26 protein-coding genes and 1 pseudogene are annotated in these 25,623 nt (G+C 66.5%); 15 read left to right on the top strand and 12 right to left on the bottom strand.

Annotated elements, in window-relative coordinates; genetic code table 11:
• Nucleotides 1-283 precede the first annotated feature (283 nt).
• The 7 genes from DMB37_RS17100 (at nucleotide 284) to DMB37_RS17075 (ending at nucleotide 11,992) form a co-directional block, all read left to right on the top strand.
• A complete protein-coding gene (locus tag DMB37_RS17100) occupies nucleotides 284-3,790 on the top strand; it encodes a DNA-directed RNA polymerase subunit beta (RefSeq protein ID WP_135233578.1) in 3,507 nt (1,168 codons plus the stop codon).
• A 105-nt stretch (nucleotides 3,791-3,895) separates the two neighbouring features.
• Nucleotides 3,896-7,849: a DNA-directed RNA polymerase subunit beta' gene (locus tag DMB37_RS17095; RefSeq protein ID WP_135233577.1), complete on the top strand. Its 3,954-nt coding sequence runs from the start codon at nucleotides 3,896-3,898 to the stop codon at nucleotides 7,847-7,849.
• Between the two features lie 226 nt (nucleotides 7,850-8,075).
• Nucleotides 8,076-9,107 carry an alpha/beta fold hydrolase gene (locus DMB37_RS17090; protein ID WP_135233576.1) on the top strand — a complete coding sequence of 344 codons (1,032 nt, stop codon included), beginning with the start codon at nucleotides 8,076-8,078 and terminating at the stop codon, nucleotides 9,105-9,107.
• An 8-nt stretch (nucleotides 9,108-9,115) separates the two neighbouring features.
• Nucleotides 9,116-9,253 (top strand): hypothetical protein, encoded by a 138-nt coding sequence (locus DMB37_RS40570; protein WP_167768869.1) that lies wholly within the window; start codon nucleotides 9,116-9,118, stop codon nucleotides 9,251-9,253.
• 58 nt (nucleotides 9,254-9,311) lie between these two features.
• Nucleotides 9,312-10,283: a zinc-binding dehydrogenase gene (locus tag DMB37_RS17085; RefSeq protein ID WP_135233575.1), complete on the top strand. Its 972-nt coding sequence runs from the start codon at nucleotides 9,312-9,314 to the stop codon at nucleotides 10,281-10,283.
• A 60-nt stretch (nucleotides 10,284-10,343) separates the two neighbouring features.
• On the top strand, nucleotides 10,344-11,408 hold the full coding sequence (locus DMB37_RS17080; protein WP_135233574.1) for a glycerophosphodiester phosphodiesterase family protein: 1,065 nt from the start codon (nucleotides 10,344-10,346) through the stop codon (nucleotides 11,406-11,408).
• A 95-nt stretch (nucleotides 11,409-11,503) separates the two neighbouring features.
• Complete coding sequence (locus DMB37_RS17075) at nucleotides 11,504-11,992, top strand: PaaI family thioesterase (protein WP_240772423.1); 489 nt, start codon at nucleotides 11,504-11,506, stop codon at nucleotides 11,990-11,992.
• A gap of 68 nt (nucleotides 11,993-12,060) precedes the next feature.
• On the opposite strand, the gene DMB37_RS17070 is transcribed toward DMB37_RS17075, so the two are convergent.
• Nucleotides 12,061-13,071: an aldo/keto reductase gene (locus DMB37_RS17070; protein WP_135233573.1), complete on the bottom strand. Its 1,011-nt coding sequence runs from the start codon at nucleotides 13,069-13,071 to the stop codon at nucleotides 12,061-12,063.
• Between the two features lie 100 nt (nucleotides 13,072-13,171).
• Here DMB37_RS17070 and DMB37_RS17065 point away from each other — a divergent pair, with 100 nt between their 5' ends.
• Complete coding sequence (locus DMB37_RS17065; RefSeq protein ID WP_135233572.1) at nucleotides 13,172-14,041, top strand: helix-turn-helix transcriptional regulator; 870 nt, start codon at nucleotides 13,172-13,174, stop codon at nucleotides 14,039-14,041.
• Between the two features lie 5 nt (nucleotides 14,042-14,046).
• Here the strand turns inward: DMB37_RS17065 and DMB37_RS17060 are convergent, their stop codons facing one another.
• Nucleotides 14,047-14,673, bottom strand: coding sequence for a hypothetical protein (locus tag DMB37_RS17060; RefSeq protein WP_135233571.1), 627 nt, complete (start codon nucleotides 14,671-14,673; stop codon nucleotides 14,047-14,049).
• Nucleotides 14,674-14,788: 115 nt separating this feature from the next.
• Entirely contained in the window at nucleotides 14,789-15,259 is a 471-nt protein-coding gene (locus tag DMB37_RS17055; RefSeq protein ID WP_135233570.1) for a MarR family winged helix-turn-helix transcriptional regulator, read from the bottom strand.
• Between the two features lie 84 nt (nucleotides 15,260-15,343).
• Between DMB37_RS17055 and DMB37_RS17050 the strand changes: the two genes are divergently transcribed.
• Nucleotides 15,344-15,715, top strand: coding sequence for a VOC family protein (locus DMB37_RS17050; protein ID WP_135233569.1), 372 nt, complete (start codon nucleotides 15,344-15,346; stop codon nucleotides 15,713-15,715).
• A gap of 45 nt (nucleotides 15,716-15,760) precedes the next feature.
• Here the strand turns inward: DMB37_RS17050 and DMB37_RS17045 are convergent, their stop codons facing one another.
• The 3 genes and pseudogenes from DMB37_RS17045 to DMB37_RS41960 all read right to left on the bottom strand — a co-directional run.
• Nucleotides 15,761-16,747 carry a pirin family protein gene (locus tag DMB37_RS17045; protein ID WP_135233568.1) on the bottom strand — a complete coding sequence of 329 codons (987 nt, stop codon included), beginning with the start codon at nucleotides 16,745-16,747 and terminating at the stop codon, nucleotides 15,761-15,763.
• 40 nt (nucleotides 16,748-16,787) lie between these two features.
• Nucleotides 16,788-17,099, bottom strand: a complete 312-nt coding sequence (locus DMB37_RS41965; protein ID WP_370465410.1) for a GNAT family N-acetyltransferase — start codon at nucleotides 17,097-17,099, stop codon at nucleotides 16,788-16,790.
• 21 nt (nucleotides 17,100-17,120) lie between these two features.
• Nucleotides 17,121-17,582, bottom strand: a pseudogene (locus tag DMB37_RS41960) (carboxymuconolactone decarboxylase family protein); the annotation flags it as partial.
• Nucleotides 17,583-17,755: 173 nt separating this feature from the next.
• Between DMB37_RS41960 and DMB37_RS40565 the strand changes: the two are divergent.
• Nucleotides 17,756-17,926, top strand: a complete 171-nt coding sequence (locus tag DMB37_RS40565) for a hypothetical protein (protein WP_167768868.1) — start codon at nucleotides 17,756-17,758, stop codon at nucleotides 17,924-17,926.
• 68 nt (nucleotides 17,927-17,994) lie between these two features.
• Here the strand turns inward: DMB37_RS40565 and DMB37_RS17035 are convergent, their stop codons facing one another.
• From DMB37_RS17035 to DMB37_RS17025, 3 genes are read right to left on the bottom strand one after another with little or no spacing between them, the layout of a single operon-like run.
• Entirely contained in the window at nucleotides 17,995-18,285 is a 291-nt protein-coding gene (locus tag DMB37_RS17035) for a putative quinol monooxygenase (RefSeq protein WP_240772422.1), read from the bottom strand.
• Nucleotides 18,286-18,315: 30 nt separating this feature from the next.
• Complete coding sequence (locus DMB37_RS17030; RefSeq protein ID WP_135233566.1) at nucleotides 18,316-19,323, bottom strand: aldo/keto reductase; 1,008 nt, start codon at nucleotides 19,321-19,323, stop codon at nucleotides 18,316-18,318.
• Nucleotides 19,320-19,811, bottom strand: coding sequence for a MerR family transcriptional regulator (locus DMB37_RS17025; protein ID WP_135233565.1), 492 nt, complete (start codon nucleotides 19,809-19,811; stop codon nucleotides 19,320-19,322). The genes DMB37_RS17030 and DMB37_RS17025 overlap by 4 nt, the downstream gene beginning before the upstream one ends.
• Before the next feature lie 155 nt (nucleotides 19,812-19,966).
• Here DMB37_RS17025 and DMB37_RS17020 point away from each other — a divergent pair, with 155 nt between their 5' ends.
• Both DMB37_RS17020 and DMB37_RS17015 read left to right on the top strand, forming a co-directional pair.
• Nucleotides 19,967-20,530, top strand: a complete 564-nt coding sequence (locus DMB37_RS17020) for a Uma2 family endonuclease (protein WP_135233564.1) — start codon at nucleotides 19,967-19,969, stop codon at nucleotides 20,528-20,530.
• Between the two features lie 169 nt (nucleotides 20,531-20,699).
• Nucleotides 20,700-21,278, top strand: coding sequence for a Uma2 family endonuclease (locus tag DMB37_RS17015; RefSeq protein ID WP_135233563.1), 579 nt, complete (start codon nucleotides 20,700-20,702; stop codon nucleotides 21,276-21,278).
• A 71-nt stretch (nucleotides 21,279-21,349) separates the two neighbouring features.
• On the opposite strand, the gene DMB37_RS17010 is transcribed toward DMB37_RS17015, so the two are convergent.
• Complete coding sequence (locus DMB37_RS17010; protein WP_135233562.1) at nucleotides 21,350-21,718, bottom strand: glyoxalase superfamily protein; 369 nt, start codon at nucleotides 21,716-21,718, stop codon at nucleotides 21,350-21,352.
• Between the two features lie 58 nt (nucleotides 21,719-21,776).
• On the opposite strand from DMB37_RS17010, the gene DMB37_RS17005 reads away from it, so the two are divergent.
• Entirely contained in the window at nucleotides 21,777-21,980 is a 204-nt protein-coding gene (locus tag DMB37_RS17005; RefSeq protein WP_135233561.1) for a hypothetical protein, read from the top strand.
• Between the two features lie 8 nt (nucleotides 21,981-21,988).
• On the opposite strand, the gene DMB37_RS17000 is transcribed toward DMB37_RS17005, so the two are convergent.
• Nucleotides 21,989-22,480 carry a histidine phosphatase family protein gene (locus DMB37_RS17000; RefSeq protein WP_135233560.1) on the bottom strand — a complete coding sequence of 164 codons (492 nt, stop codon included), beginning with the start codon at nucleotides 22,478-22,480 and terminating at the stop codon, nucleotides 21,989-21,991.
• A 158-nt stretch (nucleotides 22,481-22,638) separates the two neighbouring features.
• On the opposite strand from DMB37_RS17000, the gene DMB37_RS16995 reads away from it, so the two are divergent.
• Nucleotides 22,639-24,309: an FAD-dependent oxidoreductase gene (locus tag DMB37_RS16995; protein WP_135233559.1), complete on the top strand. Its 1,671-nt coding sequence runs from the start codon at nucleotides 22,639-22,641 to the stop codon at nucleotides 24,307-24,309.
• Between the two features lie 131 nt (nucleotides 24,310-24,440).
• On the opposite strand, the gene DMB37_RS16990 is transcribed toward DMB37_RS16995, so the two are convergent.
• Nucleotides 24,441-25,217, bottom strand: coding sequence for an acyl-[acyl-carrier-protein] thioesterase (locus DMB37_RS16990; protein WP_186818791.1), 777 nt, complete (start codon nucleotides 25,215-25,217; stop codon nucleotides 24,441-24,443).
• Nucleotides 25,218-25,369: 152 nt separating this feature from the next.
• Between DMB37_RS16990 and DMB37_RS16985 the strand changes: the two genes are divergently transcribed.
• Nucleotides 25,370-25,561, top strand: a complete 192-nt coding sequence (locus DMB37_RS16985; RefSeq protein ID WP_240772421.1) for a hypothetical protein — start codon at nucleotides 25,370-25,372, stop codon at nucleotides 25,559-25,561.
• The last annotated feature ends 62 nt before the right edge of the window (nucleotides 25,562-25,623 follow it).

Raw genomic sequence — 25,623 nt, 5'->3', positions numbered from 1 at the left:
TGGCTCCATTACGCCCCGTCGTCCTCGACGCAGCCAGCGATTCGGACACGGCGCGCCAGCCACGTGAATGTGCGCACGGGTGGTAGGTTGACACCCCCGTGACGGTTGGTGTACGGTTGGACGTTGCGCTGGCTGCCTCCTGTCCATACCTCGATTTGCACACGAAAGTTCCACCTTCCGGTGTTACTTCCGTTGTTGCCTGTTCGGGTTTCGTTCGGGTTGTAACCAGCGGAATTCGTAGCAGACAAGCGACGGTCGCGGACCACCACGCGACGCGCGTGAGGTGCTGGAAGGACGCATCTTGGCAGTCTCCACCCAGACCAAGGCAGTTGCCGGAATCCCCGGAGCCCCGTTGCGGGTGTCTTTCGCGAAGATCCGTGAACCCTTGGAGGTGCCCGGACTTCTCGATCTACAGACGGACTCATTTGCATGGTTGATCGGTTCGCCGTCATGGCGTGAAAAGGTCGCCCTCCGCGGCGATGTCGGGCTAGTCGGGGGACTCGAGGAGGTGCTCGAGGAGCTTTCGCCGATCGAGGACTTCTCCGGCTCGATGTCCCTGTCTTTCTCTGACCCTCGGTTCGAAGAGGTCAAGGCCTCCATCGACGAGTGCAAAGACAAGGACATGACCTACGCGGCGCCGTTGTTCGTCACCGCGGAGTTCATCAACAACAACACCGGTGAGATCAAGAGCCAGACGGTCTTCATGGGAGATTTCCCGATGATGACCGACAAGGGCACGTTCATCATCAACGGCACCGAGCGCGTCGTCGTTTCGCAGTTGGTTCGTTCGCCGGGCGTCTACTTCGACCACTCGGTCGACAAGACCACCGAGAAGGACCTGCACAGCGTGCGCGTCATTCCGTCGCGTGGCGCGTGGCTGGAGTTCGACATCGATAAGCGCGACACCGTTGGTGTGCGCATCGACCGCAAGCGTCGTCAGCCGGTCACCGTGCTGCTCAAGGCGCTCGGTTGGACGAACGAGGAGATCGTCGAGCGTTTCGGCTTCTCCGAGATCATGATGTCGACGCTGGAGAAGGACAACACCGCCGGTCAGGACGAGGCGCTGCTGGACATCTACCGCAAGCTGCGTCCGGGCGAGCCGCCGACCAAGGAGTCCGCGCAGACCCTGCTGGAGAACCTGTTCTTCAAGGAGAAGCGCTACGACCTGGCGCGCGTCGGTCGCTACAAGATCAACAAGAAGCTGGGTATCCACCTCGGCGAGCAGGTCACCGGATCGGTGCTCACCAAGGAAGACATCGTCAGCACGATCGAGTACCTGGTCCGCCTGCACGCAGGTGACCGCGTCATGACCGCCCCCGGCGGTCAGGAGGTCCCGGTCGACGTCGACGACATCGACCACTTCGGTAACCGTCGCCTGCGCACGGTCGGCGAGCTGATCCAGAACCAGATCCGGGTCGGCCTGTCCCGGATGGAGCGCGTGGTCCGCGAGCGGATGACGACTCAGGACGTCGAGGCGATCACGCCGCAGACCCTGATCAACATCCGCCCGGTCGTCGCCGCGATCAAGGAGTTCTTCGGAACTTCGCAGCTGTCGCAGTTCATGGACCAGAACAACCCGCTGTCGGGCCTCACCCACAAGCGCCGCCTATCGGCCCTTGGCCCGGGTGGTCTGTCTCGTGAGCGGGCCGGCCTGGAAGTCCGTGACGTGCACACCTCGCACTACGGCCGCATGTGCCCGATCGAGACCCCGGAAGGCCCGAACATCGGCCTGATCGGTTCGCTGTCGGTGTACGCACGGGTCAACCCGTTCGGCTTCATCGAGACGCCGTACCGCAAGGTGGTCGACGGCCGGGTGACCGACGAGGTCAAGTACCTCACCGCCGACGAAGAGGACCGGCACGTCCGAGCACAGGCCAACTCGCCGGTCGACGCCGAAGGTCGCTTCCTCGAGGACCGGGTGCTCTGCCGCCGCGGCAACGAGGAGAACGAGCTCGTCGCCGCCGATGAGGTCGACTACATGGATGTCTCGCCGCGCCAGATGGTGTCGGTCGCGACGGCCATGATCCCGTTCCTCGAGCACGACGACGCCAACCGCGCCCTGATGGGTGCGAACATGCAGCGTCAGGCGGTTCCGCTGATCCGTTCCGAGGCCCCCGTGGTGGGCACCGGCATGGAGCTGCGCGCCGCTGTCGACGCAGGCGATGTCGTGGTGAACGAGAAGGGCGGTGTGGTCGAGGAGGTTTCCGCCGACTACGTCACCGTGATGGCCGACGACGGGACTCGCAAGAGCTACCGGATGCGCAAGTTCGCCCGCTCCAACCAGGGCACCTGCGCGAACCAGCGGCCGATCGTGGACGAGGGCCAGCGGGTCGAGGTCGGCCAGGTGCTGGCCGACGGTCCGTGCACCGAGAACGGTGAGATGGCGCTGGGCAAGAACCTGCTCGTCGCGATCATGCCGTGGGAAGGCCACAACTACGAGGACGCGATCATCCTGTCGCAGCGCCTCGTGGAAGAGGACGTTCTCACCTCGATCCACATCGAAGAGCACGAGATCGACGCCCGCGACACCAAGCTCGGTGCCGAGGAGATCACCCGGGACATCCCGAACGTCTCCGACGAGGTCCTCGCCGACCTCGACGAGCGCGGCATCGTGCGCATCGGCGCCGAGGTGCGTGACGGCGACATCCTCGTCGGCAAGGTCACCCCGAAGGGTGAGACCGAGCTGACCCCCGAGGAGCGGTTGCTGCGCGCGATCTTCGGTGAGAAGGCGCGCGAGGTGCGCGACACCTCGCTGAAGGTGCCGCACGGTGAGTCCGGCAAGGTCATCGGCATCCGCGTGTTCTCGCGCGAGGACGACGACGATCTGCCTCCCGGTGTCAACGAGCTGGTGCGCGTGTACGTGGCGCAGAAGCGCAAGATCCAGGACGGCGACAAGCTCGCCGGCCGCCACGGCAACAAGGGCGTTATCGGCAAGATCCTGCCGACCGAGGACATGCCGTTCATGCCGGACGGCACCCCGGTCGACATCATCCTGAACACCCACGGTGTGCCGCGTCGTATGAACATCGGCCAGATCTTGGAGACCCACCTCGGGTGGATCGGCAAGGCGGGCTGGGATGTCGGCGTCGGTGCGGACGGGACTCGTCCCGACTGGGCCAAGGCGCTGCCGGAGGAGATGCTGGCGGCCCCGGCCGACTCGAACATCGCCACCCCGGTGTTCGACGGTGCCCGCGAGGAGGAGCTGACCGGTCTGCTCGCCTCGACCCTGCCGAACCGCGATGGTGAGCGCATGGTCGACGACAACGGCAAGGCCACCCTGCTCGACGGCCGTTCCGGTGAGCCGTTCCCGTACCCGGTGGCGGTCGGCTACATGTACATCCTGAAGCTGCACCACCTGGTCGACGACAAGATTCACGCCCGTTCGACCGGCCCGTACTCGATGATCACCCAGCAGCCGCTCGGTGGTAAGGCGCAGTTCGGTGGTCAGCGCTTCGGCGAAATGGAGTGCTGGGCCATGCAGGCCTACGGCGCGGCCTACACGCTGCAGGAACTGCTGACGATCAAGTCCGACGACGTGGTCGGTCGCGTCAAGGTGTACGAGGCGATCGTCAAGGGCGAGAACATCCCGGAGCCGGGCATTCCGGAGTCCTTCAAGGTGCTCCTCAAGGAACTCCAGTCGCTGTGCCTCAACGTCGAGGTGCTGTCTTCCGACGGCGCCGCGATCGAGATGCGCGACGGTGACGACGAGGATCTGGAGCGCGCCGCGGCGAACCTGGGCATCAATTTGTCCAGGAACGAAGCGGCCACCGTCGACGATCTGGCGAACTAGGCGGTCGGCCGGGTGTCGTTGCAACACAACGACATCCGGCCCCGCGTTCCACCAACTAGTGAACTTTTTGCTCGAATTCGACCCTTATAGGGGAAAGGAAGTTACGTGCTAGACGTCAACTTCTTCGATGAACTCCGGATCGGCCTGGCCACCGCGGACGACATCCGCCAGTGGTCTTTCGGCGAGGTGAAAAAGCCGGAGACCATCAACTACCGCACCCTCAAGCCGGAGAAGGACGGGCTCTTCTGCGAGAAGATCTTCGGTCCTACCCGGGACTGGGAGTGCTACTGCGGCAAGTACAAGCGTGTCCGCTTCAAGGGCATCATCTGTGAGCGCTGTGGCGTCGAGGTCACTCGCGCCAAGGTGCGTCGTGAGCGGATGGGCCACATCGAGCTGGCCGCACCGGTCACCCACATCTGGTACTTCAAGGGCGTGCCCTCGCGCCTCGGGTACCTGCTCGACCTGGCGCCGAAGGATCTGGAAAAGATCATCTACTTCGCCGCCTACGTCATCGTCGCGGTCGACGACGAGCTGCGCCACAACGAGCTCAGCACGCTCGAAGCCGAGATGGAGGTCGAGAAGAAGGCGGTCGCCGACCAGCGCGACGCCGACCTCGAGGCCCGTGCCCAGAAGCTCGAGGCCGATCTGGCCGAGCTCGAAGCCGAGGGTGCCAAGTCCGACGTCCGCCGCAAGGTCAAGGACGGCGGCGAGCGCGAGATGCGTCAGCTGCGCGACCGCGCCCAGCGTGAGCTGGATCGGCTCGACGAGATCTGGACCACCTTCACCAAGCTGGCGCCCAAGCAGCTCATCGTCGATGAGGTGCTCTACCGCGAGCTGATCGACCGCTACGGCGAGTACTTCACCGGCGCCATGGGTGCGGAGTCCATCCAGAAGCTGATGGAGAACTTCGACATCGACGCCGAGGCCGAGAGCCTGCGGGAGACCATCCGCAGCGGTAAGGGCCAGAAGAAGCTGCGCGCGCTCAAGCGGCTCAAGGTCGTCGCGGCGTTCCAGACCAACGGCAACTCGCCGATGGGCATGGTGCTCGACGCCGTTCCGGTGATTCCGCCGGAGCTGCGCCCGATGGTTCAGCTCGACGGTGGCCGGTTCGCCACCTCCGACCTGAACGACCTGTACCGCCGCGTGATCAACCGCAACAACCGCCTCAAGCGACTGATCGACCTCGGCGCGCCCGAGATCATCGTCAACAACGAGAAGCGGATGCTGCAGGAGTCCGTGGACGCGCTGTTCGACAACGGCCGTCGCGGCCGCCCGGTCACCGGACCGGGTAACCGCCCGCTGAAGTCGCTGAGCGATCTGCTCAAGGGCAAGCAGGGTCGTTTCCGGCAGAACCTGCTGGGCAAGCGCGTCGACTACTCGGGCCGTTCGGTCATCGTGGTCGGCCCGCAGCTGAAGCTGCACCAGTGTGGTCTGCCCAAGCTGATGGCACTGGAGCTGTTCAAGCCGTTCGTGATGAAGCGTCTGGTCGACCTGAACCACGCGCAGAACATCAAGTCCGCCAAGCGGATGGTCGAGCGTCAGCGTCCCCAGGTGTGGGATGTCCTCGAAGAGGTCATCGCCGAGCACCCGGTGCTGCTGAACCGCGCGCCCACCCTGCACCGCCTCGGCATCCAGGCATTCGAGCCGCAGCTCGTCGAGGGTAAGGCGATCCAGCTGCACCCGCTCGTCTGTGAAGCGTTCAACGCCGACTTCGACGGTGACCAGATGGCCGTGCACCTTCCGCTGTCCGCGGAGGCGCAGGCCGAGGCCCGCATCCTGATGCTGTCCTCGAACAACATCCTGTCGCCTGCCTCCGGCCGGCCGCTCGCCATGCCGCGTCTGGACATGGTGACCGGCCTGTACTACCTGACCCGCCTCGAAGAGGGCGCGAAGGGCGAGTACAAGGCCGCGGGCAAGGACAAGGCCGAGTTCGGCGTCTACTCCTCGCCCGCCGAGGCACAGATGGCGGTGGACCGCGGTGAGCTCACCGTGCGTTCGCTGATCAAGGTGCGCCTCACCCACCAGCGCCCGCCGAAGGACATCGAGGCGAAGCTGTTCCCGGAGGGCTGGACCCGCGGCGACGCGTGGATTGCCGAGACCACCCTCGGTCGCGTGCTGTTCAACGAGCTGCTCCCGGCGGACTACGCGTTCATCAACGAGCAGATGCCGAAGAAGCGTCAGGCGACGATCATCAACGATCTGGCCGAGCGCTACCCGATGATCGTGGTCGCGCAGACCGTCGACAAGCTGAAGGACGCGGGCTTCTACTGGGCCACCCGATCCGGCGTGACGGTCTCCATGTCCGACGTGCTGGTGCCGCCGGAGAAGACCGAGATCATGGAGCGCTACGAGGCGCTTGCCGATCAGATCGAGAAGAAGTACCAGCGTGGTGCGCTCGATCACCAGGAGCGCAACAACGCCCTGGTCAAGATCTGGCAGGAAGCGACCGAAGAGGTCGGTACGGCACTGCGGGCGCACTACCCGCCGGACAACCCGATCATCACGATCGTCGAGTCGGGCGCCACGGGTAACTTCACCCAGACTCGTACCCTCGCCGGTATGAAGGGTCTGGTGACGAACCCGAAGGGTGAGTTCATCCCGCGCCCGATCAAGTCCTCGTTCCGTGAGGGCCTGACCGTGCTCGAGTACTTCATCAACACCCACGGTGCTCGTAAGGGTCTGGCCGATACCGCGCTGCGTACCGCCGACTCGGGTTACCTGACCCGTCGTCTGGTGGACGTCTCGCAGGACGTGATCGTGCGCGAGCACGATTGCGCCACCGAGCGCGGCATCATCGTGCACATCGCCGACAAGCAGGCGGATGGCTCGCTCATCCGCGACGCGCACGTGGAGACCTCCGCGTACGCTCGCACGCTCGCTTCGGACGCGGTGGACGCCAAGGGCAACCTCGTCATCGCCAAGGGCGCCGACCTCGGCGACCCGGCGATCGACGCGCTGCTCGGGGCAGGCATCACCGAGGTCCGGGTCCGCTCCGTGCTGACCTGCACCACCGGTACCGGTGTCTGTGCCACCTGCTACGGCCGCTCGATGGCCACCGGCAAGCTGGTCGACATCGGTGAGGCCGTCGGCATCGTCGCCGCGCAGTCCATCGGTGAGCCCGGTACCCAGCTGACCATGCGTACCTTCCACCAGGGTGGTGTCGCGGGCGATGACATCACCGGCGGTCTGCCCCGGGTGCAGGAGCTGTTCGAGGCCCGTGTGCCGAAGGGCAAGGCTCCGATCGCCGAGGTCAGTGGCCGGGTCCGGATGGAGGACGACGACCGCTTCTACAAGATCACCATCATCCCCGATGACGGTGGCGAAGAGGTTGTCTACGACAAGCTCTCGAAGCGTCAGCGTCTGCGTGTCTTCAAGCACGACGACGGCACCGAGCGTCTGCTCTCCGACGGTGACCACGTCGAGGTCGGCCAGCAGCTGCTGGAAGGCGCGGCGGATCCGCACGAGGTGCTGCGCATCATGGGTCCCCGTCAGGTGCAGATCCACCTGGTCCACGAGGTCCAGGAGGTCTACCGCTCGCAGGGTGTGTCGATCCACGACAAGCACATCGAGGTCATCGTGCGCCAGATGCTGCGTCGCGTGACGATCATCGACTCGGGCGCCACGGAGTTCCTGCCCGGTTCGCTCACCGAGCGTTCCGAGTTCGAGGCCTCCAACCGTCGCGTCGTCGCCGAGGGCAACGAGCCCGCGGCGGGTCGCCCGGTGCTGATGGGTATCACGAAGGCGTCGCTCGCGACGGATTCGTGGCTGTCGGCGGCGTCCTTCCAGGAGACCACTCGAGTGCTGACGGACGCGGCCATCAACTGCCGCTCCGACAAGCTCATCGGTCTCAAGGAGAACGTGATCATCGGCAAGCTGATCCCGGCCGGTACCGGTATCAACCGCTACCGCAACATCACGGTGCAGCCGACCGAAGAAGCCCGTGCCGCCGCGTACGCGGTGCCGTCCTACGACGACACCTACTACAGCCCGGACAGCTTCGGCCAAACCACCGGCGCCGCAGTCCCGCTCGACGACTACGGTTTCAGCGACTACCGCTAACCCCGGTACCGCAACACATCCGGCCCCCGCTCCCACCAAGGAGCGGGGGCCGTTTGCGTTGGTAGGCAGTCTTCACGGTGTCCGAAGAGTGATGCGAAATTTACTTCGCGGGGAATATTTTCTGTAAGAATATTTTCAATTGAAGGGGTTTGGTTGGTGGATGGTGCGCTCGGGCGGCTGGGACCTGCTGAATCCTGTTCCGCCCGTTGCGAAAGCGAGTCGCTTCATGACCGACCACCAGATCTTCGATCTCGGTGATTTCACCACCCAGCACGGTGCCACGCTGCGTGGAGCCTTCTTGACCTACGCCACCTATGGTGAGCTCAACGCGGACAAGAGCAACGCCGTCGTCTATCCGACGTGGTACTCGGGGCGACATTGGGACAACGAGTGGCTGATCGGTCCGGGGATGGCGCTGGATCCGGCGGAGTACTTCATCATCGTGCCGAACATGATCGGCAACGGCCTGTCCAGCTCGCCTAGCAACACGCTGCAACCCTATGACCGCGCCCGCTTTCCCGAGATCACGGTGTACGACCAGGTGGCCGCGCAATACCGTTTGGTGACAGAGCGTTTCGGCATCGAGCGACTGGCCTTGGTGACCGGCTGGTCCATGGGCGCGGGCCAGACCTACCAGTGGGCGGTGAGCTATCCGGACATGGTGGAGCGGATCGCCCCGTTCTGCGGCTCCGCCCGCACCAGTGACCACAACAAGGTGTTCCTGGAGGGTGTCAAGGCGGCGCTGACCGCAGACTCGGCTTTCGCGGGCGGCTGGTACGGCGAACACTGGCCGACCACCGGATTGCGTGCCCTGGCAAGGGTTTACGCGGGCTGGGGTTTCTCGCAGGCCTTCTACTGGGAAAAGGAGTACGAGAAGCTCGGCTACACCTCGCTCGAGGACTTCCTCATCGGCTTCTGGGAGGGCTTCTTCCTGGACGGCCGCGACCCGAACAACCTGCTCACCATGCTGTGGACCTGGCAGCACGGCGACGTCGGCCGCACACCCGGCTTCGACGGCGACACCGAGGCCGCCCTCGCCTCGATCAAGGCCGTCGCCCTGGTCATGCCCGCCGAGAAGGACCTCTACTTCCCGCCGGAGGACGAGGCCTGGGCCGTCGGCCACATGTGCAACGCCGAACTCCGCGTGATCCCCGGCATCTGGGGCCACTTCGCCGGCCACGGCAGCAATCCCGAAGACACCCGGTTCATCGACGCCGGCCTAGCCGAACTACTCGGAAAACCCGGTGGCCTGGCCTGATCCGGCCAGTGAACTATCCACTGGTGGTAGCGCTCGGCGCCATGCTGCTGTTCGGCATCGTCGCGCTGGCGGTCTGGGACGACGTGCGAGACCTGGAGGAGGACGGCATCCGGCAGACCGACGAGGAGCGGATTGACATCAACTAACGTTTAGGTTGCACGCTGGTCATCGAAGCTCGAACGAGTTCTGACCAGAGGAGATGCTGTGCGCGCCGTAGTCCTGCATTCATTCGGCCCCCCGGAAAACCTGCGCTACGAGGAGGTTCCGGATCTGAAACCAGGTCCGGGCGAGGTGCGCATCGCCGTCCGGGCGGCCGGTGTGCACCTGATCGAAACGGCGATGCGGGCGGGCCTGCCGATCGGCCCGCCCCTACCGGAGTTGGCCGCGATCTTCGGCGGCGAGGTCGCGGGTGTCGTCGACGCGATCGGGCCGGATGTGGACTTGTCCTGGCTCGACGCCGCCGTGGTGACGCCGCGCAGCACCTCCGGCGGCTACGCGGAGTGGGCGGTCGCGGAGTTGGCTGCACTGCACCGGATTCCGGACGCGCTGGACTATTCGACCGCCGTCGCCATGATCGTCACCGGCACCACCACCGTCGAGGTCCTCGATATCGCCGCGCTGACGTCCGACGACCTGGTCCTGGTGAATTCGGCGGCGGGCGGGGTCGGCCGTTTGATCGTCCAGCACGCCCGCAATATCGGCGCCAGGGTCATCGGCGCGGCCGGCGGACCGGCCAAAGTCGCGGCGGTGGACGCACTCGGCGCCGACCTCGCCGTCGACTACAACGAGCCCGGCTGGACCGACCAAGTCCGGCAGGCGTTCTGCGACCGTGCGGTGACGGTGGTGCTCGACGGTGTGATGGGTGAGAAGGGCCGGGCGGCAGTGTCCTTGCTCGCCGAGGGCGGGCGGTACGTCACCTACGGAAACGCCTCCAGGGAGCCCTTCGAACCGGACCCGCAGAAGCTGCGGGAACAAGGCATCACGGTGATCGACGCGCTGTCGATCATGCTGAGCAAGCCCCGCGAGGTGCGCGGCGAGGAGTCCCGCGCGCTGGCCGTGGCCGCCGACGGCTCCATGGTGCCGACGGTCCAGACCTTCCCGCTCGACCAGGCGGCGAAAGCGCATGCCGCGTTGGAGAATCGGGCGACGACCGGCAAGGTGGTGCTGATTCCGTAATCCGCTCGGGATTCATGCGGACGTCACCGCCGCGTCGGCGAAGGCGGCCACAATGGGTGTATGCGTCGAACGTCGGTACTCGGAGTCGCGGCGATCCTGCTGGCCGGTCTGTTGCACGCGGGTGCGGCGTCGGCGGACGTGCCGCCGAGGCAATTCGATCTGCAGGCGCACCGCGGTGGCCTCGCCCTGGTGGTGGAGAACACCGTGGCCGCGTTCGCGAACGCGTTGGAGCTCGGCGTGCGCACGCTGGAGCTGGACGTGCAGATCACCGAGGACGGCTACGCGGTGGTCACCCACGATCGGGATCCCAATCCGAACAAGTGCGTCGACACCGCGCCTGCCTTCCTCGGCGATCCCGAGTTCCCGTACGTGCCGGGTACCAGATTCATTCGGGACTTGACGTTTGCGCAGGTGCGCACCATCGATTGTGGCTCACTGCGATTGGCGGCCTTTCCCGAGCAACGCACCGTGCCGGGCGCCCGAATGCCGCTGCTGTCCGAGGTTTTCGATCTCGTGCATGCCTATCGCGCAGGTGAGGTCATGCTGAACATCGAGACCAAGGTGGAGGCGGGTGCGCCGGAACAAACCGCGCCGCGGGAGCAGTTCGTGCAGGTGGTTGCGGCGGAGGTCCGGCGCGCGCACCTCGAAAACCAGGTCACCATCCAGAGTTTCGACTGGGGCGCCCTGATGCGGATGCGGGAGGTGGCGCCGGAACTGCCGATCGTCGCGTTGACCAACGGGCAGCAGTTCTTGCAGGCCGACCAGCCCGGCGCGTCACCGTGGTTGGGCGGCCTCGACATCGATGACTTCCCCGGCTCGCTGCAGCGCAAGTTCGTCAGCGCCGCAGCGTCTTTCGGGGCCGATGCGGTCTCGCCGGTGCACGGCGACCCGCAGGACGGCGGCGTCGAGGATCCGGGCTATCGGCCGTTCACGACGCGTGAGCTGGTGCGGGCCGCACATCGGCAGCAGATGCGAGTGGTGCCGTGGACGGTCGACGACCGCGCCACCATGACCGCGCTGATCGACCTCGACGTGGACGGCCTCATCACCAACCGCCCGGACCTGTTGCGCACCGTCCTCGCCGAACGCGGCTACCAGCTACCGAAGGCTTATCCACGCCCCTGACGGCACGGGGAGTAAAACGCATCCAGGATCCCGTTCGCCGCTTCGCGTGGACAACGCCCGCCCACCACGGTATTAAATTGGAACACGTTTCAGTTATGTCAGTGGGAGATGCGATGGACAGCGCGGCCATGGGCGAGTTGGTGATGGCGGGGTTCCAGAAGCTGGGGTTCATCCAATTCACCGGGATCGAAGGGGTGGAGTTCGATGCCGGACGGAACGTGGTGCGGATGGCACCGCGGGCCGAGCATCTCAACCACAACGGTGATCTGCACGCGGCGGTGCTGTTCGGCCTGGTCGAGACCGCGGCGATGGGTGCGTCGGTCTCGGGAATCGTGGACCTGATGGGCGAGACCTTCATCGTGGCCAGGGACGGGCGGATCGAATACCGGGCACGCGCGAAAGGCGACGCCGGACCGTACCTTGCGACATCCGAGGTGTCCGGGGAGATCTTGCAGCAGGTGCGGGCCGACATCGCGGCGCGGACGCCGATCGAACTGGAAGTGCCGGTGAACATCACCGACAGCACCGGAAAGTCGGTCGCCGCAGCCGCATTCACCGCCGTGATCCGGCCGCGGCGAAAATGATCCGGCCACGCGGGAGGTGATCCGGCGGGCGCGCGTCCGACTGCATGAGCGCGCCCGCCGTTTTGGGCTCAGCGCTCGCTGTCGAGCATCGCCATCTGCTCGGCGGCGTAGCGTGCACCGGCGATCTGCTCGGCGGGCACCGAGGCCTCGATGGTCGCCAACTCGTCCTCGGTCAGCGAAACATCCAGTGCGCCTGCCGCTTCCGTCCAACGCTCGCGCCGACGCGCGCCGATGACCGGCACGATATCGTCGCCGCGGGTCAGCACCCACGCGATCGCCAGCTGGGCGACCGAAACATCCTTGGCTGCGGCGATTTCGGCGAGCGCATCGACCAGCTTCAGGTTCCGGCTGAGGTTCTCGCCCTGGAAGCGCGGGCTGTGCGCCCGGAAGTCGTTGGCGGCGAACGTGGTCCCTGTCTGCACCGAGCTGCTGAGCAGCCCGCGCGACAGCACACCGTAGGCGGTGACGCCGATGCCGAGCTCGCGGCACAGCGGCAGGATCTCGGCCTCGATACCGCGCGAGATCAGTGAGTACTCGATTTGCAGGTCCGCGATCGGATGCACGGCCGCGGCCCGCCGGATGGTGTCGGCGCCGACCTCGGACAGCCCGATGTGCCGGACATACCCCGCCTCGACGAGTTCGCCGATCGCGCCGACCGTGTCCTCGATCGGAACGTTCGGATCGAGTCTGGCCGGACGGTAGACGTCGACGTACTCGACGCCGAGCCGCTGCAGACTGTAAGCGAGGAAGTTGCGCAAGGCCTCGGGCCGATTGTCCACGCCGCCCCAGGTGCCGCCGGGACCGCGCAGCGCGCCGAACTTCACGCTGAGCACCACGTCCTCGCGCGGCCGCTCCGCGATCGCCTTGCCGATCAGTAGCTCGTTGTGTCCTGCGCCGTAGAAGTCGCCGGTGTCGATGAGGTTCGCGCCCGCGTCGAGCGCGGCGTGGATGGTCGCGGTGGATTCGGCGTCGTCCGCGGCGCCGTACATGCCGGACATGCCCATCGCGCCGAGTCCGAGACGGCTGACGGACGGCCCGGTCTTACCGAGCTGAACTGCGGGAATCTTCGATGTCGTCATGCGACAAGCCTGCGCCTCCCGCAGCGATCGCGGCAGAGATTGCTGATCGGGGGATCGCCGATCCCTGGCTGAGCGGCCCGGCTCGAGGGACAGTGGTGCTATGGACCGCACCGAGCTCGCCGACTTCTTGCGCCGCCGCCGGGAGCAGCTGACACCCGCCGACGTGGGTTTGCCACCGGGTGTCCGGCGTCGCACTCCTGGCCTGCGCCGGGACGAGGTGGCGCTGCTTGTGGGCATGTCCACGGACTACTACACCCGATTGGAGCAGTCGCGTGGGCCGCGGCCGTCCACCCAGGTGCTCGCCTCGCTGGCCCGCGCGCTCCGCTTCACCAGCGACGAACGCGACTACCTCTATCACCTGTGCGACCAGTCGCCGCCGGGGCGCGAACTCACCGACAAACACGTCGGCCCAGGGCTGATGCACCTGCTCGCCAAGCTGGACGACACCGCCGCCACCGTGGTCACCGACCTCGGCGAGGTGCTGGTGCAGAACCGCATGCACAGCCTGCTCGTCGGCGATCACGGCACCCGCCGCGGGTGGGACCGCTTCTACGCCTATCGCTGGTTCACCGACATCGAGTCGCGCGCCACCTTCCCCGAGGAGGACTGGGATCGCTTGGGCCGCAAGCATGTCGCCGACCTGCGGGCCACGGCCGCGCGCAGAGCAGGCGACGCCGACGTTGCCGAGTTCATCGGCGTATTACGCTCCGCGAGCACGGAATTCGACCGACTCTGGGATGAACACGAAGTAGCGGTGCGGCTTTCGGACACCAAGCGCATCCAGCACCCGCAGGTCGGTTTGATCGACACGATCTGCGAAACACTGCTCACCCCGAACTCCGCTCAGCGCCTACTGGTCTACCTACCCCGCCCCGGCACGGACGCCGCGGAGAAGCTGGATCTGCTGCGGGTCATCGGAACGCAGACCCTGGGCGCCGCGAGCGAGATCGAGGATCCCGCGCAAAGCTGATCGGGTCAGGGCGCGCCGGTGGCGTAGTCGAGCGCCGCGTCGATCGCGGGCTGGCCGCCGCCCATGGCGAGCCCGGCCGCGGCGCCGATCGCGGCGCCGAGCACCGTGGTGATCGGCACCGTGATGAAGTCGAGCACGAAGAGCCCGAGCGGGAAGCCGAGCACGAAGCCGATCGCCGCGCCGATTCCCGCGCCCGCCAACACGATCGGCATGGCCTTCTCGACCTCGGCGAAGAACCGTTCCTGGCTGCTGACATCACGCAGTGGAGTCTGCGACATGTTGTCCGGAACGAGGGTGAGCCGGTGGCCCGACTCCTCGATGACCGGATGCAGCGCCACTCGCTTGTCGCCGACGCGCAGCGCCATCGGGAGGGCGGCGACGACGTTGCCGTCGTGGCCGGTCAGTGTGACGACCCGGCCGTCGTGGATCAGTTCGAAGCGACCGTCCTGGATGGTCGTCACCGCGGCGCGCCGATCCTCGGATGCCGCAACCTGATAGGCGATGTCGGCGAAGGTTCCGCGCACATCGAGTGCGGTGTCGGGGGTGGTGGAATCCGCGTGCGTGACGCCGGTGCTGATGACCATGGCCACCAGGGCCAGCAGTGCCGTCGCGGCGATTCTGGAGACTCTCATCGTGCTCTTTCGGTAGCGCTGCCCCTGCGCAGTGTTTTTCGTCGGCGACAGTATCAGGCGCGGCCGCGACGGCGGCTCGAACCGGCAGAACGGCTCGGTTGCAGCGCAACTCGGCTCAACGCTCGAGTTCGCCGCTCAACCTGCGCAGGTAGCCGGCGAACCGCTGCCGGTCGAGATCGTCCCAGTCGGCGGTGAGTTCGGTGAAGACCTGGCGCTGCCAGTCGCGCGCGTCGGCGAGTAGGCGCTCACCGCTCGTGGTCAGCGCCAAGGACGTTCGGCGTCGGTCGTGCTCGGACTCGGCGCGGGAGAGGTGGCCCGCCGCGGTAGCGTCGCGCACCATCCGGCTGGCGCCCGAATGATCAAGTCCGAGTTGATGTGCCACCGAGGTTATGGTGGCCTCGGCACCCTGCTCGACGGTGGCGGCGACCGCCTCGACCACCTGGACGTGCTGGGCGTGCCGTAATTCCTCAGGCAGGTCCGCGGACGTCCGGTTGATCCAGCGTCGGGACCAGAATCGAACCAGTCGAAACAACGCAGGCCCGCCGTCGGCGGCGGTCCCAGGCTTGGTGGTCGCCCGTCTGCTCATGCTGCCAGCCTAGCTGGCCCTTGCCAATAGCATGCGTATCGCATATATACTTATATGCAGATCGCACGCTTATCGGAGGTAGCCGTGACCATTGTCTTGAATCACACGATCGTCCCCGCAGCGGACCGGCACGCCGCCGCAACGTTTTTCGCCGAGTTGTTCGGCCTGGCCGTCGGCCCGCCGAGCGGGCCGTTCGTGCCGGTCGCGGTCAACGCCGAACTCACCCTCGATTTCGACGACCGAGGACAGGTCCAGCCGGGCCACTATGGATTCCTCGTCGACGACGAGACCTTCGACGCGGTGCTCGGACGGCTGGCGCAGTGGCCCGCCGTCGACTACGGCTCAGCCCCGCAGCACGGATGGGACCGGGCGATCAATCACCTCGACGGCGGGCGGGGCGTCTACGTGCATGCACCCGATGGGCACAGCTACGAGTTGTTCACTGCGCTTCCATGAGCGTTTCGGCCGAACCCCCTGCTGGACAGCTCGGCCGAACGCGAATCAGGTTCTGGCCGGACCGATCCGGCGCTTGCGCGGCTTCAGATGCAGTCCCGGCAGTGGCGGCGCCGGGATGCGCTGCTCGGGCGGGTGGCCCGCGATATCCGCGAAGCGGCTGAGATCGCGGTTCTCCCAAGCGTTTCGGGCCGCCACGATCTCCGCATGGCTGCGGCCGACGAAGTTCCACCACATCACCAGTTCCTCGCCGAACGGCGCGCCACCGATCAGCGCGAAATGCGCACCAGCCGTGCTGGTCAGCGAGATCTCCGCCCGGTCGGTGCCGAGGTACAGCAGCGGGCCCGCGGCCAGCGGGGTGCCCTCCACCGTCACCTCGCCCTCGATCACCATCAACGCGTGCTCGAAGCCGCGCTCCAGCGGGAGCGTGGCCGCGCCCGGTGCCAGCCGCACATCCGCGCCGACGATCGGCGTGTAGGCGGTGGCGGGGGAGGTGACGCCGGCCAGCGTGCCGATCAGCACGATGGCTTGCAGTCCCGGCGCCTGATAAACGGGCAGGTCGCGATGCTGCTCGAAATTCGGGTCGATGCCGGTTTTGTTGCCGGGCAAGGCGATCCAAAGCTGCAGCCCGTGCCCGGCGTGCGCGCCCGCGACACCGTATTCGGAGTGCGCGATGCCGCGCCCCGAGGTCATCAGGTTCAGTTGCCCCGGCTGGATCTGCACATCGGAGCCGACCGAATCGCGGTGGCGGATGCGGCCGTCGAACGGCCAGGTCACCGTCTGCAGGCCGATGTGCGGATGCGGATCGATGTCCGGCGACGCGCCGGTATCGGTGACCGTGGGCGAGCCGAAGTGATCGAGGAAGCACCAGGCCCCGACGGTCGGCAGGTCCCGTTGCGGCAGTACCCGTTCCACGAAGACGCCGCGCACACCGCCGAGCGGTACCTCACGCGTCGGGTAGAGCTCGGCCACCGGGCCCGGGCCGGGAGCGGGCTCGCAGAGCGTCTCCGCCGGATGCGGATCGAGGTCGCTCACGACCGCGCCGTTCCGGGCGCTGTGCCGACGGTGCGCACCCTCACCGGGTGATGCCCTTGCCGATCACCTGCGCGTCGTACTGCGGGTGCTTGTCCAGGTAAGCCTTGATGAACGGGCACAGCGGGCGGATCACCCGGCCCCGCTCGATCACGTCCTCGATGGCGTGCTTGGCCAGCGTGCTGCCCAGACCCTTGCCGGAGAACGCGCCATCGATCTCAGTGTGCGTGAACACCGTCTCGTCGTCGCGCTCCTCGTACTCGGCGAACCCGGCGAGCTCGCCGCCGTAGGTCACCTCGTACCGGTTCTTCTCGTCGTTGCGGACAACCTTGGATTCCGAGGCAGCTGCGGTCATGGTCGACTTCTCCTTCGATGCGCGTACCGGATGCTTGCTGAGGATCGACACGCGATTGAACGCGCCGATCGTGGTGGCCGCCCAGACGACGACGGACAACTGATCGTCGGTCAGGTGCTTGCGGGCGAAAGCGTAGTCACGCTCCATTGTCGCCTCGTCCGGCAGCGTGGCGGTGATCTCGGCCAGCGCGAGCGCGGCCTGTTCCTGCGGCGTGTACAGCTCGGTGCGCCGCCACGCGGGCAGCACGGCGAGTTCCTGCTCGGTGTTTCCCGCGGCGAGCGCGGCCCGTTGGTGCGTGTCCAGGCAGAAGGCACAGCCGTTGAGCTGGGAAACGCGCAGGTTGATCAGTTCGATGAGCTTGCGGTCCAGGCCGACTGCGGCGCCTGCGGCGCGTACTTCGCTCGCCACCTTGCTGAGGGCGCGGAACGCGGCGGGCGTCTGCTTGTCGATCCAGACGCGGTCGTGCGGTACATCGGGCTTCACTCCATTGGATGGTAGTGACCCGTGTACCCGGTCGTACGGCGGGGGCCGGTTCAAACGGACCGGGGTCCGCGTTTATTTACACCGGCATACAGAACTCGTAGAGATCGTTCGGCACTGCTCGCGCGGGCCGGGTGCGCGGGACAAACATGGAGGTCCGTAGAAGGAGAACTGTCATGAGGTTCCGCAACCGCACCGCCCCCACCTTGGTCGCCGCCTGCCGTCGCAGCGCGCACCGCCTCTGGGCCAGGCAGGATCTCACCCCGCAGGAGCGCGCGAATCTGATGGCCGGTTGGACGCCGCCCGCCATCATCAGCGCCTCGCTGGGCGGTCGAACGTTCCACTGAGACAGCACGGCCCGGCGATCCGCGTTCGGATCGCCGGGCCGGCGCTCAGTTCTCAGCTCTCGCTGTCGCTAGATCTCGGTGAATCGCCGCAGCTGGAACGGCTCGACCAGGATCTCGTCCAGCGCTGCCGCACACCGCTTCAAATGCGGGGTCTCGAAATGCGCGGCCAAGGCGTCGGCGTCGACCCACTCCTCGAGCAGGACGACCCGGCTCGGATCGGTGGGGTGCAGGTACAGCTCGTAGCCGAGGCAGCCGTGTTCGGCGACGGTCGGCTCGATCATTTCCTGCAACACCTCGCGCAGCTCGGCCTCGCGCCCCGGCTTGGCGGCGAAGCGGACATTGAGCGTCAGCGTGGACACGGTTGAACTCCTGATCTGTTGTGGTGCTTGTTATTCCCGGCCTGCGGACGTGAAAGACAAGTCCGCGTAGCGGTCTCCGGCCACCTGGCCCGCGATCGGTGCGAGCGTCGCCAATTCGTCGGCGGTCAGCTCGATGGTCGCGGCCGCAACATTATCGGCAAGCCGAGTCCTACTGCGGGTACCGGGAATCGGGGCCACCGAGAGATCGTGCACCCTGGCCTGAGCGTGCAGCCAGGCCAGCGCGACCTGTGCCATGGTGATCCCGCGGGCCTCGGCGATGGTGCGCAGCGGTGCGAGCAGTTCGGTGTTGCGGGCCGCGTTGTCCTCGGCAAAGCGCGGAAACACCCGCCGCACATCATCTTTCCCGAGTTCTTGGACCGCACCGGTCAAAAAGCCGCGGCCCAGCGGCGAGTACGGCACGAACGTCACGCCGAGCTCGGTGGCGGCGGGCACCACCGTCCGCTCGACATCCCGGGAGAAGATCGACCATTCGGACTGCACGGCCGCGATCGGGTGCACCGTCTGCGCCGCGCGCAGCTCCGGACCGGTCACCTCGGACAGGCCGATCGTGCGAATCTTGCCCTGCCGCACCAGGTCCGCCAGCGCGCCGACGGTGTCCTCGATCGGCACCGCCGGGTCACGCCGGTGCATGTAGTACAGGTCGATGACGTCGATGCCGAGCCGGCGCAGGCTGGCCTCCACCGCGTTGCGGATGTACGCCGGTGAATTGTCGATGCCGCGGTAGGCCGGATCGTCGGCCTTGCGGACGATGCCGAACTTGGTGGCCAGCACTACTCGATCGCGGTTGGCTCGCACGAAGTCGCTGAGGAACTCCTCGTTGTGCCCCAGGCCGTAGACGTCGGCGGTGTCGAACAGCGTGACGCCCAGTTCCAGCGCCCGGTCCAGCGTCGCCCGCGATTCGGCCAGGTCACTGGTGCCGTAGAACTCGCTGATCCCCATGCAGCCCAGCCCCTGCACGCTGATCTCGATACCGCTGGTGCCCAGCGTGGTTTTCGGAAGCGTTTCGGTGGTGGTCATACCTTGATCCCTTCACTGTCTTGGAGCGCTTGCGAGTCGCGAATGCGCGAGGCCGCGTGCACGGTGATCGCGGCAGGCCGGGCAAGCTGTGCCTTGCCCTCGTAGATATCGATCTTGTAATCCAGCACGGCCACGGTCTGACGAAGTTCCTCGATCTTGGCGAGAACCTCGGCGCGCGTGTTGCGGAACATCTCCAGCCGCTCGGGGAACGTCGAGTCCCCGGCCCGCACCAGCTCGGCGTAGCGAACCATGTCCGCCACCGACATCCCGGTGGTGCGCAGCCTGCCGATCAGCGCGAGCCACTCCAGGTCGCGATTGCTGAAGCGCCGCTTGCCGGCATGATCACGGCCCACGTAATCCATCAGCCCGATCCGCTCGTACCAGCGCAGCGTGTCCCGGCTCAGCCCCGACCGTTCGGCGACCTCGCCGATCGAATACCTCGGCTGTTCCCAATCGCTACCCCGCTCGTCCCGTGCGCCTTCACTCACGACCCTCGCCCTTCCCGTTGAACACCGACGACGCTAGTCACTTGGAGTGCACTCCAAGCAAGTCCAATCTACGGAAAGCCGCGTTCGGGTTCCGGCCGCCTGGGTACCTTGCGTGGGACACTGGAGCCGACCAGGGGGCGAGCTGAGGAGCGAGCGTGACCGCACTTCCGGAGCCAGGACAGCTGTTGACCATCACCGACTATGTGGCGCTCGGTGAGGACGATCGGTATCGCTTGGAGCTGGAGGAGGGGAAGCTGTTGATGGTGCCGTCGCCGGAACCGGAGCACAATCTCGTCGGCGTCGAACTCTGGTCCCAGCTACGCACTCAACTGCCCCCGGAATTGGTCGCGGTGCCCGACATCGATATCGACCTGGAGTTGGCTCCTGCGGAGGGGCCTGCGACGGTACGCAGGCCGGACATGGTGATTGTGCGGCGATCCGAGGTCGACCGACGCAAAGCCGAAGGCGGGATTCTGCGCTCTTCGGGCGTAGTCGTCGTCATCGAGATCGTCTCTCCCGGCTCCCGCCGCACCAAGCGCGGTGACTACGAGGACGCGGGCATCCCCCAGTACTGGATCGTCGACCCGAACCCGCCGGTGAGCCTGCTCGCACTTCGACTCACCGACGAACTCGGCTACGTAGACAACGGCGAAGCAACCGAAACCTTCACCACCACCTCACCCTGCCCACTGAAGATCGCGCTGGATCAGTTGGACTGAAGTCGTCAGCTCGCGACATGGCGCTCCCCTTGACCACCAAAACAGTGGTCCCTTCAGCGCACCCCAAGTAAGCAGATCTACGGAAAACCCTGGTCGGGGTTCCGGCCGACTGTGTACCTTGCGTGGGACACTGGAGCCGACCAGGGGCGGGACGAGCTGAGGAGCGAGGGTGACGGCACTTCCGGAACCGTGGCGGCTGCTGACGATTGCCGACTACATGGCGCTCGGAGAAGACGACGAGCGGTGTCGTAGGGAGCTGCAAGAGGGGGTACTCACTATTTCGCCGTCGCCGACACCGCGACATAACGTTGTGGGTGGAGAGCTTTATGCTCAGGTGAGAACACAGCTTCCGCCGAATCTGAAGGCGGTGCTTGATGTCGACCTCGACCTGCAACTGGTTCCGGAGGACGGGCCTGCCACCGTCCGCCAGCCCGATCTGGCAGTCGTCGAGCGGGCCGAGTACGAGCGAGTTGACGCGGAGCAGGGGATCCTGCGCGCCTCTGCTGCTCGGCTTGTCGTCGAAATCGTGTCGCCGGGCTCCCGGCGCACGGATTACGTCATGAAGCGCAGCGAGTATGCAGATGCAGGCATACCGCACTACTGGATCATCGACATGAGTCCGCCGCTGAGCTTGGTGGCGTTCCGGCTCACCGAGGAACTCGGGTACGTCGATGACGGCGAGGTGACCGATGTCTTCACGACCACCTCGCCGTGCCCGCTGACGATCCGATTGGACCAGCTGGACTGACACGCGGGCGGGGCGCGCTGGCGTCAGCTTCGGGTTTTGTGGTCAACCGTGCCGCGCCGAAAAGCCTTCGCTCAGTTGTACTGCGGCAATTCTTGTACAGCCCACTGGTTCCCATCGGGATCAGCGAAGTAGGTGAACTTCCCCCAGGCCAGTTCTTCCACCGGTGACGCGTCCACCCCGGCCGCCACCAAGTGCTTGTACGCGTCCTCCGCGCTGGCGACCACGATCTGCATGCCGCGGACGCTGCCGGGGGCCGCGTCGGTGACTCCCTCGCCGATACAGATCGAGCAGCCGGAGCCGGGCGGCGTGAGCTGTACGAAGCGCGTGTTCTCGTCGACCCGGTGATCGTGGTCGGCGTTGAATCCGATCTTGGTGTAGAAGTCTTTGGCGCGATCCACGTCGGTCACCGGAATCGCGATGAGCTCGATTTTCCAATCCATCGACCGAGCATCCCACCGGTGACCGACAAAGTCCTGGCTTCCGGCCTACCCTGGGGACATGCCTGGTAAGGACGTCAACCGGATCAGGGCCCGCTCGGCTCTGGCAACGGTCAAGGAAAGCCCGGTGATCGCCGCTATCGCGGTGGCGCCGGTGGTGCTCGCGCTCGCCGTCGTGTGGTGGCTGCTCGGCGGGTTCGCCGCGTTCGTGCTGCTGGTCGTGCTCGGCGCGGTCGTGGTGGTCGGCGGCAAGCTGCTGCGCTGACTACCCGTTCAGCGGGGGATGTGGAAACGCACGAGTTCACCGGTCCCCGGGTCGATCTGCGTCCATGGCCGGTCGAATTCGAGCACGGCCAGCGCGGAGGTGGGGAACTTGCGGCTGAGCTCGATGGCGGGCGTCGAACTGCGGTTGCTCGCCAACTCCCATGCCGTCCACGGCATTCCGGGCGCGTGCCCGATCACCAGCAGCGTCGACACGTCGTCGTCGCTGAGCTGGACCAGCTCGATGAGGCTCTGCGGGGAGGCCTCGTAGATGCCCGCTTCGTAGACCACCGGCGCGGTGACGCCGGTGGCGGCGAGGGTTTCCCTGGTGCGGGTCGCGGTGGAGCACCGCACCGCGTCGATCGGCGGCTGCGTCTTGCGCAACCACTCACCGGCCAAGCCTGCCTCGCGCTGTCCGCGCGGCGCCAGCGGGCGCTCGTGGTCGCCGACACCGTCGGGATAGGCCGACTTGCCGTGCCGCATGAGGATCAGAGTCCGCACCATGGGGATACCGTAAGGCCTCCGGTCGCATGGCCTCGACCACACTCGAGGCAAACTGAAAGCGGCGTCACATCGCGGTGGTTCCGCGCCGTGCCGTTTCTGTCCACCTCTGCCCACCGGGTGGCCTACAGCCCACGTACATCTTCGAGGATCTGCACAATATGGCCTACGTAATCACGCAGCGTTGTTGCAACGACGCCAGCTGCGTTTCCGAGTGCCCTGTCGATTGCATCCGTCCGACCCCGGACCAACCGGAGTTCGCGACGACCGAGATGCTCTACATCGACCCCGACACCTGTATCGACTGCGGTGCGTGCGTCGATGCGTGCCCGGTCGAGGCGATCTTCTCCGAGGACGACCTGACCGCATCGCTGGCCAGATACCGCGAGATCAATGCGGCCTATTTCGAACGGCATCCGCTGGAATCGAACTTCGACCCGATCGTGACGCCGCCGCGGCCGCCGAAGGAACTCGGCACCCTGCGGGTCGCGATCGTCGGCGCGGGCCCGGCGGCCTGCTACGCGGCCGACGAGCTACTGCGCAGGGCGGATGTGGAGATCGAGATGTTCGACCGGGTGCCGACCCCGTGGGGTCTGGTCCGGGCCGGCGTCGCCCCCGATCACCCGGGCACCAAGACGGTGTCGAGCCTGTTCGAGTCCGCGTTCCGGCGCGAAACCCTGCAGTACTACCTCAATGTCGAGGTCGGCACGCACATCTCGCACGAGGAGCTGCTGCGGCACCATCACGCCGTCATCTACGCGGTCGGCGCGTCGACCGACCGCAAGCTCGGCGTTCCCGGTGAGGATCTGCCGGGCAGTCACTCGGCCACCGAGTTCGTCGCCTGGTACAACGGCCACCCCGACTTCGCGGACCGGGAGTTCGACCTGTCCGGCGAGCGCGCGGTGATCGTCGGCAACGGCAATGTCGCACTCGACGTCGCCCGCGTGCTGACCGTCGACCCGGACGAGCTGGCCAAGACCGACATCGCCGACCACGCGCTGGACGCCCTGCGGCGCAGCAATATTCGCGAGGTCGTCGTGCTCGGCAGGCGCGGCCCGCTGCAGGCGGCATACACCTCCTCGGAGTTCCTGGCGCTGGCCCACCTGCAGGGCATCGACGTCATCGTCGACGAATCCGACCTGGCGCTCGATCACGCCAGCCAGGCGCTGCTGGACGACCCGCAGGTCGAGCCGTCGCTGAAGCTCAAGTACACCCTCGCCGAGGAGTACGCGGGCGGGCGGCGCGACCCGTCCCACAAGCGGATCGTCTTCCGCTACCTGGCCTCGCCGACCGCGCTGGTCGGCACCGAGCACGTCGAGGCGATCGAGTTCGCGCACAACGAATTGTTCGAGGAGAACGGTCAATTGCTGGCGCGGCAGACCGAACGCACCGAGCGGATGGACGCCTCGCTGGTGCTGCGTTCCATCGGCTACCGTGGCGCGGCGGTCGCCGACGTGCCGTTCGACGAGCGGCGCGGAGTGATGCCGAACGAGCACGGCCGGGTGCTGGGCGCGGACGGCACACCGCTGGCCGGGGTGTACGCGAGCGGCTGGATCAAGCGCGGCGCCCGCGGCGTCATCGGCTCGAACCGGATCGACGCCGAGGAGACGGTCGAGAACCTGATCTCCGACTTCACCAGTGGCAAACTCGCTGCGCCCGAGGCGGATCGGGCGGCGCTGAAGGCGTTGCTCGGCCAGCGGCAGAGCGATCTGGTGGACCGGGAAGGGTGGCGGGCGATCGATCAGGCCGAGCGGGCCGCGGGCAAGTCCGCCGGACGGCCTCGGGTCAAGTTCACCACCCGGGAGGACCTGCTCAAGGCCGCACGCGGCTGAGCTGAACGGGCACGCCGACCGGATCGCGAGTTTCCGGTCGGCGGGCTCGGATCTCGAGATGGCGGACGCGAGCTGTGGGTCGGTGAGCTCGAATGTTCGGGCGGTGTGTTCCTCAGCGCGGCGAAGTCGGTCTATTCCGGCGGCAGCGGCATGATGCGGACGACGGTCGTGGTCGTGCCACCGACCACGAACCACAGCCGCAGCACCGGCCGCCCGGTGCGATCACCCGGCTCGTAGCGACTGCGGACGGTCACATGCTGGCGCGCCAGCACCGGCGCGACGTACTCGATGACCGCGCGATGCGGACCGGCGAGCAGCTTCGGATACTCGACCATGAACTGCTCCACCGCCTGCCAGTAGCAGGCGTTGTTGACGTGGTTGTACTGGTCGATGTCGGTCGCGCGCACCGGAAACGGCATATCGGTGTCGGATTCCGACGGGGTGGCGTCGGTCAGATAGGGCCGCCAGCGCAGGCGGTGTTCCTGGGTCGTCCGCGAGAGATAGGCCAGGCCCTCGTCGCTGATCCGCGCGGGCATTCCGGTCGCCTCGCTGATATTGATCCAGAAGCCCTCGGTCTCGATCAGGCCGCCGTTCGTGCTGGTCACCCGCACGCGCATGTTGGTCCAGCGGGTGGACAGCGCCGAGCACCAGCGCAACAGCTGCACCTCGTCCGGCCACAGGATCGGCCGGATCACGTCGATCACCGTGCGACGCACGATCCAGTTCGGATCGGTGCGGTGAAAAAACGTCTTGTGCAGATTTTCCCAGGCGATGTCTTGCAGGTAGCGGGCGACGGCGTCGAACCGCAGCCGGTCGTAGGGGTCCACATCGCCCGCCCGGATGGGCCACGCCGAAGCAAAGCCCATGCCCTCCTGGGGAAGCGGGGCGAGTGGCTGATCGAGTGACACTGGTGCTCCTCGCGCTGCACGGTGTGCCGCGTTCTTCGTGTGGTGCTGTTGTGAGACGACTTTACGGGGCGTACGTCACACCATCGCGTCGAGTGCGTCCGTTACCAACGGTATCCCCATCGGCAACGCTTCTACCAGGCATCATGGGGGACATGAGCGTTTCGGATCTCCCTGCGAAACTGGGCAAACCGGCCGAACGTGCCCTCGCCGCGGCCGGAATCCGCCAGCTGGCCGACCTGACCGCGTGGACCGAACGCGATCTCGCCGCCCTGCACGGCGTCGGCCCGACCTCGATCGACAAGTTCCGCGCCGCCCTCGCCGCCGCCGGCCGAACATTCGCCTGACCCCGCACCCGGCGACATCAGGACGTGACCGACCCGCGCCGGTACGATCCCGAACAGGCACT

The organism is Nocardia sp. CS682, from assembly GCF_004634405.1.
GTDB lineage: Bacteria > Actinomycetota > Actinomycetes > Mycobacteriales > Mycobacteriaceae > Nocardia > Nocardia ninae.
The sequence above is the reverse complement of the archived record's forward strand: the minus strand, read 5'-3'. Positions and strand labels throughout refer to the sequence as shown.